Here is a 13,242-nt window from a genome sequence, read left to right as displayed (position 1 = left end):
TCCTTAACCTAGGGCAGCGTATAGCCCCGACAGGGCCGATCCTGCAATGATTGCATAGGCGACGCGACGATATAGCTTTTCGTGTGCGGGATTGAAAATCCACCCGCCCAGCAGATTGCCCGCCAGATTGGGCAGCATCGCGATTAGCCCCAAGGCCAGCGGCATGCCCAGCAGTTTCCCCAAGCTCATGAACACGCCCAACATCAGCACATCATAGAGGAACAGAAACGCCGTGATGTTGGCGCGAATTACGCGGGGGTTATGGGGGGACGCCATGTAGAGCAGGATAACCGGCGGTCCGGGGATGCCCGCAGCGCCGCCCAACAGGCCCGACGCACCGCCGGTGGCCCAGACCATTTTCGCGGTCATTTGCCCTTGATAACGCCACCCGCTAACCAGCGCGGCGAGCATCGCAAGGCTGACCAAGGACACGGCCAGCTTGAACACGATGGGGTCTACGATGAACAAAGCCGCCAAGCCCAGCGGTAAGGTCAGCGCCATGCTCAGTGTCAGGCGCACCAGATCGCGCGGGTGGCCGTCTTTTAGTGCGCGCGGGATCGCGGGCGCAGGCCCGGCCAGATCCATCACGATCAAAATGGCAATGGCCCAGACCGGATCAACGATCTGGGCCGCAACTGGCAAGAAAATCAAGGCTGTACCAAAGCCTGCAAAGCCGCGCACAAGCCCGGCTGTAAAGGCAATGGCAAGAAGCCAACCAAGCCCCGGCAAGGCCAGAGCTTGGGTCAGCAGATCATGCATCTACGTTGGCAAACTGGTTGCCCGCGGTGGCATCGGGCTTGGACCAATCCCGCTTCACGCCAAGGCGCAGCAGGATGGCCGAAGCCACGAAGATCGACGAATACGTCCCCACGATCACGCCCCAGATCATCGCGAAGACGAAGCCGCGGATAACGTCTCCACCCAGCACATACAGCGCGATCAGCGCCAGCAGCGTGGTAACCGAGGTCATCATGGTACGCGCCAGCGTTTCGTTGATCGACAGGTTCAGAACCTCTTTCAGGTCCATCTTCTTGTAGCGGCGCAGGTTCTCGCGCACGCGGTCGAAGACGACCACGGTGTCGTTCAGCGAATAGCCCACGATGGTCAGAAGCGCTGCGATGATGGCGAGGTCGAACTTGATGCCCAGCAGGCTGAAAATCCCGATGGTCAGCACCACGTCGTGCACAAGCGCGGCCACCGCCCCAAGCGAGAACTGCCATTCGAAACGTAGCCAGATATAGACCAGAACGGCGGCAATCGCGGCGACAACAGCCAGAACAGCCGTGGTCACCAGCTCGCCCGAGACTTTCGGCCCCACGCTTTCCACGCTGGGGAAGGTGATGGCGGGATCGACATTGGCCAGCGCTTGTTCGATCAGGGTCATGGTTTCCGGTGTGATCGCCTCTTGTCCCTCTTGGGCTTCGATGCGGATCTGGCTGACATGCTGGTCGGCGCGGAAGTTCACGTCGTTCACCTGAACAATCGAGATATCGCCAAGCGCCAGCGGCGTCAGCGCGTCACGGTATGCGCCTACATCCACGGCCTGCGTGCTTTCGGTGCGGATCGTCGTGCCGCCACGGAAGTCGATGCCGAAGTTCAGGCCGATCACAAGGAACAGCACGACTGAGGCGACCATGGCCAACCCCGAAGCGCCCAATGTCGCAATCGAGCGTTTGAAGAAATCAAACACGCGACCCTGCGGGGCAAGGCGGATGCCTTTGATCTCGAAGGTGCGGGGGCGTTTACGTTCGAACCACATGACGACCATCAGGCGCGTCAGGAAGATCGCGGTAAAGACCGAGGTGATGATCCCCAGCCCCAGCGTGACCGAGAAGCCGCGCACCGGACCCGAGCCCATAATGAACAGGATCACAGCGGTGATGAAGGTGGTGATGTTGGCGTCCAGAATGGCGGAAAGGGCTTTTTCATAGCCAAGCTCGATGGCCCGGGCGGGGCCGCGACCGGCTTTCAGCTCTTCGCGAATGCGTTCAAAGACCAGCACGTTGGCGTCCACCGCCATACCGATGGTCAGCACGATGCCCGCGATGCCCGGCAGGGTCAGCGTGGCGCCGATCATCGACAGAAGGCCGAAGATCATGCCCACGTTCAGGATCAGCGCGACATTGGCGATCACGCCAAACCAACCATACGAGGCCACCATGAAAATCAGCACGGCGGCGAAAGCGACAAGCGACGCGATCTTGCCCGCATCAATACTGTCCTGCCCCAGTTCCGGACCAATGGTGCGTTCTTCAACATAGGTCAACTCGGCCGGCAGAGCACCGGCACGCAGCAGCACAGCCAGATTGGTCGATTCTTCGATCGAGAAGTTGCCGGTGATGATGCCAGAGCCGCCGCAGATCTGTTCGTTGATCCGCGGGGCCGAGATGACCTCTTCATCCAGCACAATCGCAAAGGGCGCACCCACATTGGCGCCGGTATAGTCACAGAACAGACGCGCGCCCGAAACATTGAAGCGGAAGTTCACTGCGGGCTGGCCGTTCTGGTCGAAAGCGGGCTGTGCGTCGTTCAACTGCTCGCCGGTGACAACCGGGGTCTGTTCCAGCACATAGAAGATGCCCTCTTCGTCAATCGACGGGTACAGAACATTGCGCGGACCGGGCGTGGTGGTGTCGTCGGTGGTGCGCGTGACAACCGGGTGGAAGGTCAGCTTCGCGGTTTTACCGATAATCTCTTTCAGCTCGGACGCCGAACCGATGCCCGGCACCTGAATCAGAATGCGTGTATCGCCCTGACGCTGAATGGTGGGTTCGCGGGTGCCAACCTCGTCCACGCGGCGGCGAATGATTTCAAGCGATTGCTGGATGGTGCGGTCATCCGTGGCAACGCGTTCGGCCTCGGACAGGGTGACGACGAACTCGCCTTCGCGGCCCGCGTTCACCTCGATATCGGTCGAACCGACACCCGACAGGCTAACCACCGGCTGCGCCAAACCACGTACGATTTCAATCGCTTGTGGCAGAGCCTCGGGCTTCGAAATTTTCACACGCAGTTCAGACGGGTCGCTGTCCTGACGGCGAATGGTGCCGATGGTGGCGCGCTCGTCCCGCAGCGCGTTGCGGATCTCCGGCCAATAGCCATCCATCCGCGCCTCATAGACATCCGCGACCTGAACCTCGGCCAGCAAATGCGCACCGCCACGCAGGTCGAGCCCCAGATTGACCAGCGCATTCGGCGCCCAATCGGGCCATGCGGACCGATCTGCCTCAAGCTCAGCCGTGGTGCCGGTGGCTTCGATCGTGGCCACCGCATCATTATGCGTCTCGACGCGGTCATAGAACCCGTTCGGCGACGCGAAATACAGGCCAAGGAGCACCAGCCCCCAGATCACAAGACGTTTCCAAGTTGCGATTTGAAGCATGTGCCCCTGCCCTATAAATTCTTACTCTTCAGTTGGTTGGGTCGGTAACCCGCGCAGTTCAGCTTTCGACCGGCTCGGTCTTGCCCATGACGGTCGTGATGGTCGCACGCACGATACGGACCTTCACGCCCGATGCGATTTCGACTTCAACCTCGGTGTCATCTTTGACCTTGGTGATCTTACCGATCACACCGCCCTGCGTGACGATCTGGTCGCCCTTGCGCAGCGCACCCAGCATCGCCTGATGCTCTTTCATTTTCTTCTGCTGGGGGCGGATCATGAAGAAATACATGATGGCGAAAACCAGCACCATCGGGACCAGCATCCCGTTCAGAAGTCCGCCCGCAGGCGCGCCCGCGGCTTGTGCAAAAGCAGGAGTTACAAACATCGTTATGTCCCTTTCTTCGTGGGCTGGTCCCTGTGTCCGCCCAAATGTCCGGCGCACCCTATATGGGGGTCTGAGGGTTGTCCAGCAAGCAGGGGGGTGGTTTTCTCTTCCCCCCGGCGCGCCCATCTGGCATATGCGCGTCAGGTAAAATCAAAGGACAGATCCATGCATGATATCCGCCTGATCCGCGACAACCCCGAAGCGTTCGACAAGGCTATGGCCCGTCGGGGCCTTTCGGCACTGTCGGGCGAGGTTTTGTCGCTGGATGAAAATCGTCGCGCCGCCATTCTGGCCGCCGAAACCGCACAGGCCGAGGCCAACAAGGCCGCCAAGTCGGTTGGGGCCGCGAAAGCGTCTGGCGACGAGGCTGAATTCGAACGCCTGCGCGCACTGGTCGGTGAGAAGAAGGCCGAGATCGCCAGCCTGAACGAGCAAGCGAAAGAGCTCGACGCGCAACTGACCGACATGCTGATGGGTCTGCCCAACATCGTGGCCGACGACGTGCCGGACGGCGAAGACGAAGACGACAATGTCGAGATCAACCGCTGGGGCACACCGCGCGAATTCTCGTTCAAGCCGGTTGAGCACTATGAACTGCCCGCCGTTCAGGACGGTCTGGATTTCGAAACCGCCGCGAAGCTGTCCGGCTCGCGCTTCATGGTTCTGTCGGGCGCCGTCGCCCGCCTGCACCGCGCTCTGGCCCAGTTCATGCTGGACGTACACGTCAATGAGAACGAGTTGACCGAGACCTGGACGCCTGTGTTGGTCAAGGAAGACATGATGCGCGGAACGGGCCAGTTGCCGAAGTTCGGCGAGGACAGCTATCAGACCACCAACGGCTGGTGGCTGGTGCCGACTGCCGAAGTGCCGCTGACCAATATCGTCAACGGTGCCACGATCGAAGAAGGCTATCTGCCCCGCCGCTATGTCGCCCACACCCAATGTTTCCGCTCGGAAGCGGGCTCGGCTGGGCGCGACACGGCAGGTATGCTGCGTCAGCACCAGTTTGAAAAGGTCGAGATGGTGTCGATCACCAAACCCGACGAGAGCGAGGCCGAACACAAGCGCATGACCCGCTGTGCCGAGGATATTCTGGAGCGTCTTGGCCTGCCCTATCGCACTGTGGTTCTGTGCACCGGCGACATCGGCTTCGGCGCAATCCGCACGCACGACATCGAGGTCTGGCTGCCCGGTCAGAACACCTATCGCGAGATCAGCTCGGTCTCGACCTGTGGTGACTTCCAAGCGCGTCGCATGAACGCACGAATGAAACCCACCGAGGGCGGCAAGCCGGTGTTCCTGCACACGCTGAACGGCTCGGGTCTTGCGGTTGGCCGTGCGCTGATCGCAGTTCTGGAAAACGGTCAGGAAGAGGACGGATCGGTCACTCTGCCCGAGGCACTACACCCCTATCTGGGCGGCAAAACCCGGATCACGGCTGAAGGCAAGTTGGTTTAACCAACTGACCTACTTCAGAAGATCCTCAATGACGGGATCAAGGGTGCGCGGACGATAAGAGGTCTGGCGCGCCCTTTCTTTTGCGGCTCCTGATATCTGACGGGCCGGGATGTCTTGGCTTTCGGGATCCCGCAGCAGGGTACGATCACACAGCAAAAGCCCCCACAGATTGCGCCACGCAGGTTGCAGCGCTGCCCCGCGATCATCGGCGTTCACATCAGCGACGGTCAGAAGCTCTTGTAGTCGCGACGGGTTGAAATCTAGCGCGCGTTCCTGCGCGCCTGCGACGATCCACGCCGTTGGAAATGCGGACAGTTCCGGGGCTGCGCCCGATCCCCCGACAATCCCGTGATTGCCCGCAAACCATAGCTGCTGATAGCGCGAGGTGCTGCCCGTGATCTCTCCGTTCAGCTTGTCCAGATTGGTCCAGAGTGCGGGTGGAAAGTGTTTGCGGCGTTCGTCAATCGCCACCGCATGTCGTGCTGCACCGACGGATCGCGACAGGTCCGCATCGTGAAAGGCGTAGCGCGCATTCAGGAACCGGGCGAGCGGCCCGAGGAAGGCGGGCACCCCCAGCGCGCCCACCGTGTCCCAGACGCCGACATAGGTGATGTCCAGCAGGTGACAGTCGATCCCCTGCGCCCTGCGCCACTCTGCGTCCTTGGGGCTGGTGGCAACATCGGGCGACATGGACAGGCGCGCGGCCATGGAGCTTTCGCTGTCGGGGTGCGATTTACGCCCTTCACGTGCGCGGTACCTGCGCATGGCTTCGGGAATCATATCGGTCCGATTGGATGGCAGAATGCCCGCCGTGCGGATCATGCCGGCAAGCGAGCGCGCGGTGTAGGCCCCGCGGGAAAACCCGAAAATGTAGATCTGGTCGCCGGGCTCGTAAGTGAACAGAAGCGCGCGGTAGGCTTCCAGAATGCGGTCATCCAAACCCCAGCCCAGCGCACCGCCAAGCACCTTGTCCATGAATCTGGACAGTTTCGTCACGCCCTGACCGCTGCCCACGCCGGGCAGATAATGCACGACCTGCGTGACGCCATCGCGCGCCGTCGGGCGGATCGCTTGGGCAATGCGCAACACATGGGTTGGATTTTGCGCGTCGGAGCGATTCCAGGTTCCGTCACAGAAAATGGCGATACGTTTCATGTTAGCCTCGGTTTTGGATACCGAAGCTTAACATGCCACGATGGGTTGAGAAGCCTTTTGACGGGGCCGGCTTAGTCCAGCGTGACGCCCTTTCGCCCCGCCAGATCCGTAAAGTATTGCCACGCCACACGGCCCGAACGCGCGCCGCGTGTGGCTTGCCATTCAATGGCCTCGGCCCACAGGGTGTCGTCGTCGATCTCGACCCCATAGGCGGCACAATAGCCGCGGATCATCGCCAGATATTCGTCCTGATCACAGGGATGGAAGCCCAGCCATAGGCCGAAACGATCCGACAGCGAGACTTTTTCTTCCACCGCCTCAGACGGGTTGATCGCCGACTGGCGTTCGTTCTCGATCATATCGCGCGGCATCAGGTGGCGGCGGTTTGAGGTGGCGTAGAAGACCACGTTGTCTGGGCGGCCTTCGATCCCGCCATCCAGCACGGCTTTCAGCGACTTATAGTGCTGGTCGTCGTGACTGAACGAGAGGTCATCACAGAAGAGCAAAAAGCGATGCTGCGAGCCGCGCAGAAGATTCAAAAGACGCGCCACAGATGGTAGGTCTTCGCGCTGTAATTCCACGATCTTCAAAGGCTTTCCGCGGCTCAGAACCTCGGCGTGAACGGCCTTAACCAAGGACGATTTCCCCATGCCCCGTGCGCCCCAAAGCAGTGCGTTGTTTGCGGGCAGCCCGTCGGCAAATTGCAGGGTGTTCTCCAAAAGCGTATCGCGCGAGCGGTTTACGCCGACCAGCAGTTCCAACGCCACGCGCGAGACCTTCTGGACAGGCTCCAACCGATCGGGCGAGACATGCCAGACGAAGGCGTCAGCACTGTCAAAATCCGGTGCTTCGAACGGTGCGGGTGACATGCGCTCCAAAGCCTCGGCAATGCGTTTCATCATGTCCTGATCCGCCATGGGGATGGTCCTTCTTCTGGTCGAAAATCCTGAACCTTTAAAGCGCGGATGGGGCGGCTTTTAAAGGTCTAAGCCACCCCGCAGATGAAAAAAGCGCGCCCGATGGGCGCGCTTTGGTGTCTTGTGACATATGCGGGATCAGCGACCGGTTTCGACCATGCCCGGATCATCCTCGGGATCGTCATCCGGACCACCATCGGGGTCGTCGTCACCGTCGTCATCCTCGTCCTCGTCGAACTCGGCCATCAGCTCGTCTTCGGCTTCCTCGTCCTCGTCGTCGAACCACAAGCCTTGCGCGCGCAAGTCAGCCTCGCGTTTGGTTTCAACCCGCTTCACCAGCTGGATCGAAATCTCGTAAAGGCCATAGACCACAACGAACAGAATAACCTGCGTGATGACATCGGGCGGCGTGACCAGAGCGGCCAGAACCAGAATGCCCACGACGGCGTATTTGCGCACATCGGCCAGACCTTGCGAAGACACCAGACCAGCCTTCCCCATCAGGGTCAGCAGCACGGGCAGCTGAAAGCAGAGGCCAAAGGCCACGATGAACTTGATCGACAGGCGCAGATATTCCTGCACCGAGCCCTGGAAGTCGATGGATGCCTCGACCCCGGTTTCGCCGACATTGCCGGATTGCTGGAAGCCAAGGAAGAAGTCGAACGCCAGCGGCATGACCACATAGAACGCAAAGCTTGCGCCCAACAGGAACATGATTGGCGAGGCGAACAGGAACGGCAGAAACGCGCTTTTTTCGTTTTTGTACAGGCCCGGCGCCACAAAGCGCCACAACTGATAGCTGATATAGGGGAAGGACAACACCAGCCCACCGAAGAGCGAGATCGAGACCGCGACGAAGAAACCTTCTTGCAGTTTAATCAGGATCAGTCCGCAATCGGCCTGACCACGTTCGGCCATAGTCGAACACAGCGGGTCCGTCAGAAAGTTGAAAATCGGGTTCCAGACCGTAAAGCAGATCACCATGCCAATGATGAAAGCGATCGCGGAATGGATCAGCCGCGTGCGCAGCTCGGCCAGATGCTCGATCAGCGGGGCCGAGCTGTCTTCGATCTCGTCAGTGTCGCTCATGCGTCAGATGTGTCCGTGGATTTGGGCTTGGCCGCCGGTTTCTTCGCAGCCGGTTTCTTGGCGGCTGGTGTCTTGGCGGGCGCCTTCTTGGTGGCGGGCTTTTTCGCAGCGGGTTTCTTGGCGGGTTTGGACTTGGCTGCGGGTTTCTCTGCCGCATCGTCCTTTGCCTTGGCGGCAGGCTTCGCGCTGGCAGTGCTGATTTTCTCTGCAACCTTGGTGGTGTCTTCCGCCAGCTTCGCGCGCTCTTCGGCCTCTTTGGCTTTCAGGGCAGCGTCTGCCTCTTTCTGGTCGCGCAAGGCCTTGGAGGGGTCCCATTTCTCGAACCCTTCAGCGGCTTTGTTCAACGCATCCAGCCCCATCGACTTGGGCGATGTGGCCGACTTCAGTGTCGAGGAGACATCCTTGATGCCGCTTTCATCCGCCGCGTCGTTCATCGCCTGCGTGAATTCGCGTCCCATCTGACGCGCACGCGCCGTGAAGCGACCAAGCGTGCGGAACATGCCGGGCAGGTCCTTTGGACCCACCACGATCAAGGCCACCACGCCGATGACCAGAAGCTCGGTAAACCCGATATCGAACATAGGCAGCGCCTTTCCTTAGGCGGCTTACGCCTTGTCTTTTTCGCCCTCGGGCGTCACGTCCTTGGCAACAGAAGCGGCTTCGTCTTCGATTTCCTTCTTGCCGTCATCAACACCTTTCTTGAAGGCGGTGATGCCTTTGCCCACTTCGCCCATCAGCGACGAGATTTTGCCGCGGCCGAACAGAACCAGCACCACGACGGCAATCAGCAGAAGGCCCGGAAGGCCGATATTGTTGAGCATATTTTTCTCCCTAGTCCGAAAGCTTATTGCAGCTTTCGCATATATGTCGCCCTGAACATTTATTGTGTCGCGCGGGAAGTTCAAAGCCCCAAAGGGAAAAAACTGCGAAAACGGCAGGGTTTTCGCGATATCTGACGCGTGATGTCAGCAAGCTGTCAGATAAGTCACCACCAAGGGGCCGAATTTGATCATCGGGTGCGCGGCGATTCTGTCACATCAGCGGCGCGGAAACACAAAGCAGCGGTCGCGGCGGATGGCGATCCAAAGGGGCGTTTCCGGTTTGGGTAGGAACACAGACGGGACCGAGGCCGTCAGGATGCTGCCATCCCGCTCCATCTGGAATTCCACAAGGCTTTCCTTGCCGATAAAACGCGCCCGTTTGACCAACCCGCGGGCCCAAACGCCGTGATCAGGTGTCGGGCTGGGGCCGACGCCGCCACGATCGAAGTCGATCTTCAGGTGCTGCGGGCGGATGACGATGTCCACTTTGGATCCGTCCGGCACGCCCGGCGCCAGAAACTGGCCGAATGCGGTTTGCGTCAGCGCGCCATCCACCGTGCCCGAGATCACATTGACGTCGGAAAAGAAGGCGGCGGCCTGCAGATCGACCGGCGCATTATAAAGGTTATAGGGCGCACCGCGCTGCACGATCTGGCCCGCGCGCATCAGGGCGATCTCGTCGGCCATGCGCATCGCTTCTTCAGGTTCGTGCGTCACCAGAAGCACGGCTGCGCCTTCCTCTTTCAGGATGCTGAGCGCCTCATCGCGGATCCCATCGCGCAAACGATTATCGAGGCCCGAGAACGGCTCGTCCATCAGCATGATCGAGGGTTTGGGCGCCAGCGCGCGCGCCAAAGCGACCCGTTGCTGTTCGCCACCCGACAGCTCGTGCGGGAACTTGTCGACGAAATTGCGCAGTCCGACCTTCTCAAGAAGGACATGGACACGCTGGCGTTTTTCCGTCCGGGTGCCGGTGAGACCGAAAGCCACGTTGTCGCCGACAGACAGGTGCGGAAACAGGGCAAAATCCTGAAACATCAGGCCGATATGGCGTTTCTCGGGCGGGACAAACACGCCGGGACCTGCAACCATTTCGCCGTCGATCCAAACCTCGCCTTCGGTCTGGCGATCGACACCCGCGATGATCCGCAGCGTGGTGGACTTACCGCAGCCGGACGGTCCCAGAAGCCCGGTCACCTGGCCAGCCTCAAGCGACAGCGAGACCTCGCGCACAACATCCAGCCCGCCAAAATTGCGCTTCAACCCGCGCACTTCCAACCGCGCCGTGCTTTGGAGTGTCATGTCCATCTACAGTGCCTTCCCACCTTCTGACGCAAATCCTATTGTTTCCATCAGGTTTCCCTCGCTTAGCAGCCCCCCCGACGCCCCGCAAGCGAAACAGCGAAAAACGACAGCCAAAGGGGCAAGAGGTCGCGGACAGGACGGAGACGCGCGCCAAAGCTGCCAAGCTGAAGGGACGCGAGGTACCCCATGCGATTGTTTCTAAGCTTCACCCCTCTTTTGCTGTCCGTCGTGCTGCTTCAGCTTAGCTCGGGCGGGGCGGCACCCTTGGATGCGGTGTCCGGGCTAACGCTGGGCTTCACGAAATCTCAGGTGGGGCTATTAGGATCCGCGCATTTCATCGGGTTCTTCGTGGGGTGCTGGTGGGCGCCGCGGCTGATGGGGGCCGTCGGACACGCCCGCACATTTGCGGGATTTGCCGCGCTGGGGGCCATTGGGCTGTTGGCGCATATGATTTGGATCGATCCCTATGCGTGGGCGGTGATGCGGATGGCGACGGGTCTGTGCATCGCCGGCAGCTATACGGTGATTGAAAGCTGGATCAACGCACGCGTCACGAACGAGACGCGCGGGCGCCTGACCGGAGGTTATCGCATCGTGGATCTGGGCGGATCGCTCAGCGCCCAATTGCTGATCGCTGTATTAGAACCCGCTCATTACATCAGCTACAACATCCTTGCCATTGCCTGCTGCGCGGCCATCCTGCCCTTGGTCTTGACCCCTACCCGCGAGCCTCACACCCCAAGCGCGCCACGTCTGCGCCCAGCGTTGGCGTGGGGTCGATCTCCGCTGGCGGTGGCCGCGGTGGTGACCTCAGGGATCACAACCGCCGCGTTTCGGATGGTTGGCCCAATCTACGGCAACGAGGTTGGGCTTCAGACGCACCAGCTGGCATGGTTCCTGGCCGCCTTCGTTCTGGGGGGTGCCTTTGCGCAGTTCCCGACAGGATGGCTGGCCGACCGGTATGACCGCCGCTGGGTGCTGATCTGGCTGTCCGTTGCCGCCATTGCCAGCTGCGCGATCACGGTGATGGCCGCCGGATCCGGTGTCGCGGGCGTGTTTCTAGCCGCCGGCCTGTTCGGCTTTACCACCTTCCCGATCTTCTCGGTCGCGGCGGCACACGCAAACGACTTCGCCAGCAGCGAAGAACGGGTCGAGCTCTCCGCCGCTCTGATGTTCTATTACGCCGTAGGGGCCATCGCCTCGCCCCTGTTGGCGTCCAACCTGATCGAAAGCTTCGGCCCGCCCGCCCTGTTCGCGATGGTCGCCTTTGGACATCTGGTCCTTGTCGCCTTCAGCGTGGCACGGATGCGGCGCCGCCCGACCAGCGAAGATCGCACACCCTATACCTACACGCCGCGCACGTCCTTCTCGATGGGGCGACTGTTTGGCAAGCTACGGGACAAATCCGGCGACAATGGTTGACAGTCTGCACTGCGCTGAGTAGTCACGCGCCCTTTCTTTTAAGGAACGGAACGCCGATATGACCTCTTCTGTGCTTGCCGTGGATTTCGGCACTTCGAATTCGGCAGCCGCTGTTTTAAAGGCAGGCGCGGTCCGGCGCATTCCGATTGAAGGAGACGCCGATACGCTGCCCACTGCGGTGTTCTTTCCCACGGATGGCAGCGAGATGCGCATCGGGCGCGCGGCCAGTACAGCGCTGATTGATGGCGACGACGGGCGCTATATGCGAGCGCTGAAAAGCATCCTTGGGCATGAGTTGCTGCACGAAAGCCGTTTGGTCGGCGGCAAACGTCAAACCTTGGCAGATGTGGTCACGTCCTTTCTGGTAGCGTTCAAAGCCCGCGCCGAGGCACAGTCGGGGCAGGAGTTTAGGCGGGTGCTCTCGGGTCGTCCGGTGCAGTTTCATTCCGACAATGCAGCGCGGGACCAACAGGCCGAAGACGATCTGCGGGCCTGCTATCACGCAGCAGGATTTGAGGCGGTCGATTTCCTGTATGAACCCGAGGCGGCAGCACTGGCCTGTCGAGATCTGGGGGACACGCAAGGGATCGGGCTGATCGTCGACATTGGCGGCGGCACCTCGGATTTCAGCGTCTATCGCACAGAGGGCGACAAAATCGAGGTTCTGGCCAGCCATGGGATCCGGCTGGGCGGCACGGATTTCGACCAGAAGATTTCGGTCGCCCACGTGATGCCCCTTTTGGGCTATGGCGGACAATTGCGGCGGACCTTCGGGGACGAGTTGCTGCCCATGCCGAACGCCATATTCAACGAGCTGGCCACATGGGCGAAGATCCCATTCTTGTACGCGCGCGAGACTGAGCGCAAAGTGGAAGACCTGCTGGCCCATGCGGTCGAGCCGGAAAAGCTGGCTCGTCTGCAAGAGGTGATCACCCACCGGTTAGGCCACGAACTTGCCTTCGCCGTGGAAGACGGCAAAATCGCCGCCAATGCGGATCAGGCACAGGCGCGGATTGCGATGGGATTAATCGAGCGCGGACTAAGCGCCCCGATCACGGCCGGCAGCATGAACGCAGCACTTCAAGGATTTCGGGACGATCTGCGCATGGCGATGTATGAAACCTGCATGCGTGCGGGCGTGGCGCCGACCGCGATCAACACCGCCATTCTGGTCGGCGGCTCCAGCCTGATGCGCCTGGTCGCGGACGAGGTCACCGCCACCTGCCCCGCTGTCCGGCTGGAACAGTCCGAAGCCTTCACCGCCGTGGTTGACGGGCTTGCCTTGGCCACAGGGTAAGTCGGCAC

Annotated in this window: 12 protein-coding genes; 3 read left to right on the top strand and 9 right to left on the bottom strand. The window is 60.7% G+C overall.

What is annotated here, in order from left to right:
* Window positions 1-3: 3 nt before the first annotated feature.
* The 3 genes from Q0677_RS14190 to yajC are packed head-to-tail and all read right to left on the bottom strand — an operon-like array spanning window position 4 to window position 3,770.
* Window positions 4-759: a sulfite exporter TauE/SafE family protein gene (locus Q0677_RS14190; RefSeq protein ID WP_298911134.1), complete on the bottom strand. Its 756-nt coding sequence runs from the start codon at window positions 757-759 to the stop codon at window positions 4-6.
* Window positions 752-3,382 carry a protein translocase subunit SecD gene (gene secD, locus Q0677_RS14185; protein ID WP_298911133.1) on the bottom strand — a complete coding sequence of 877 codons (2,631 nt, stop codon included), beginning with the start codon at window positions 3,380-3,382 and terminating at the stop codon, window positions 752-754. Before secD ends, Q0677_RS14190 begins: the two co-directional genes overlap by 8 nt.
* Before the next feature lie 58 nt (window positions 3,383-3,440).
* Window positions 3,441-3,770: a preprotein translocase subunit YajC gene (yajC, locus tag Q0677_RS14180; protein WP_133487345.1), complete on the bottom strand. Its 330-nt coding sequence runs from the start codon at window positions 3,768-3,770 to the stop codon at window positions 3,441-3,443.
* Between the two features lie 165 nt (window positions 3,771-3,935).
* Here yajC and serS point away from each other — a divergent pair, with 165 nt between their 5' ends.
* The gene (gene serS, locus Q0677_RS14175; RefSeq protein WP_298911128.1) at window positions 3,936-5,228 is read left to right on the top strand and encodes a serine--tRNA ligase; all 1,293 of its coding nucleotides are present in this window, start codon (window positions 3,936-3,938) and stop codon (window positions 5,226-5,228) included.
* 9 nt (window positions 5,229-5,237) lie between these two features.
* Here serS and Q0677_RS14170 read toward each other — a convergent pair whose 3' ends face one another.
* The 6 genes from Q0677_RS14170 to Q0677_RS14145 form a co-directional block, all read right to left on the bottom strand.
* Window positions 5,238-6,383, bottom strand: coding sequence for a DUF2235 domain-containing protein (locus tag Q0677_RS14170; protein ID WP_298911126.1), 1,146 nt, complete (start codon window positions 6,381-6,383; stop codon window positions 5,238-5,240).
* Between the two features lie 71 nt (window positions 6,384-6,454).
* Window positions 6,455-7,300, bottom strand: coding sequence for an ATP-binding protein (locus Q0677_RS14165; protein WP_298911125.1), 846 nt, complete (start codon window positions 7,298-7,300; stop codon window positions 6,455-6,457).
* Between the two features lie 138 nt (window positions 7,301-7,438).
* Window positions 7,439-8,389, bottom strand: a complete 951-nt coding sequence (gene tatC / locus Q0677_RS14160; protein WP_298911123.1) for a twin-arginine translocase subunit TatC — start codon at window positions 8,387-8,389, stop codon at window positions 7,439-7,441.
* The gene (gene tatB / locus Q0677_RS14155; protein WP_298911121.1) at window positions 8,386-8,970 is read right to left on the bottom strand and encodes a Sec-independent protein translocase protein TatB; all 585 of its coding nucleotides are present in this window, start codon (window positions 8,968-8,970) and stop codon (window positions 8,386-8,388) included. The genes tatC and tatB overlap by 4 nt, the downstream gene beginning before the upstream one ends.
* 24 nt (window positions 8,971-8,994) lie before the next feature.
* Window positions 8,995-9,210: a twin-arginine translocase TatA/TatE family subunit gene (locus tag Q0677_RS14150; protein ID WP_133487357.1), complete on the bottom strand. Its 216-nt coding sequence runs from the start codon at window positions 9,208-9,210 to the stop codon at window positions 8,995-8,997.
* A gap of 216 nt (window positions 9,211-9,426) precedes the next feature.
* Window positions 9,427-10,512 (bottom strand): ABC transporter ATP-binding protein, encoded by a 1,086-nt coding sequence (locus Q0677_RS14145; RefSeq protein WP_298911119.1) that lies wholly within the window; start codon window positions 10,510-10,512, stop codon window positions 9,427-9,429.
* Between the two features lie 189 nt (window positions 10,513-10,701).
* Between Q0677_RS14145 and Q0677_RS14140 the strand changes: the two genes are divergently transcribed.
* Both Q0677_RS14140 and Q0677_RS14135 read left to right on the top strand, forming a co-directional pair.
* Window positions 10,702-11,937 (top strand): MFS transporter, encoded by a 1,236-nt coding sequence (locus tag Q0677_RS14140; RefSeq protein WP_298911117.1) that lies wholly within the window; start codon window positions 10,702-10,704, stop codon window positions 11,935-11,937.
* Window positions 11,938-11,995: 58 nt separating this feature from the next.
* Entirely contained in the window at window positions 11,996-13,234 is a 1,239-nt protein-coding gene (locus Q0677_RS14135; protein WP_298911116.1) for an Hsp70 family protein, read from the top strand.
* The last annotated feature ends 8 nt before the right edge of the window (window positions 13,235-13,242 follow it).

The organism is uncultured Aliiroseovarius sp., assembly GCF_947492455.1.
GTDB lineage: Bacteria > Pseudomonadota > Alphaproteobacteria > Rhodobacterales > Rhodobacteraceae > Aliiroseovarius.
The sequence above is the reverse complement of the archived record's forward strand: the minus strand, read 5'-3'. Positions and strand labels throughout refer to the sequence as shown.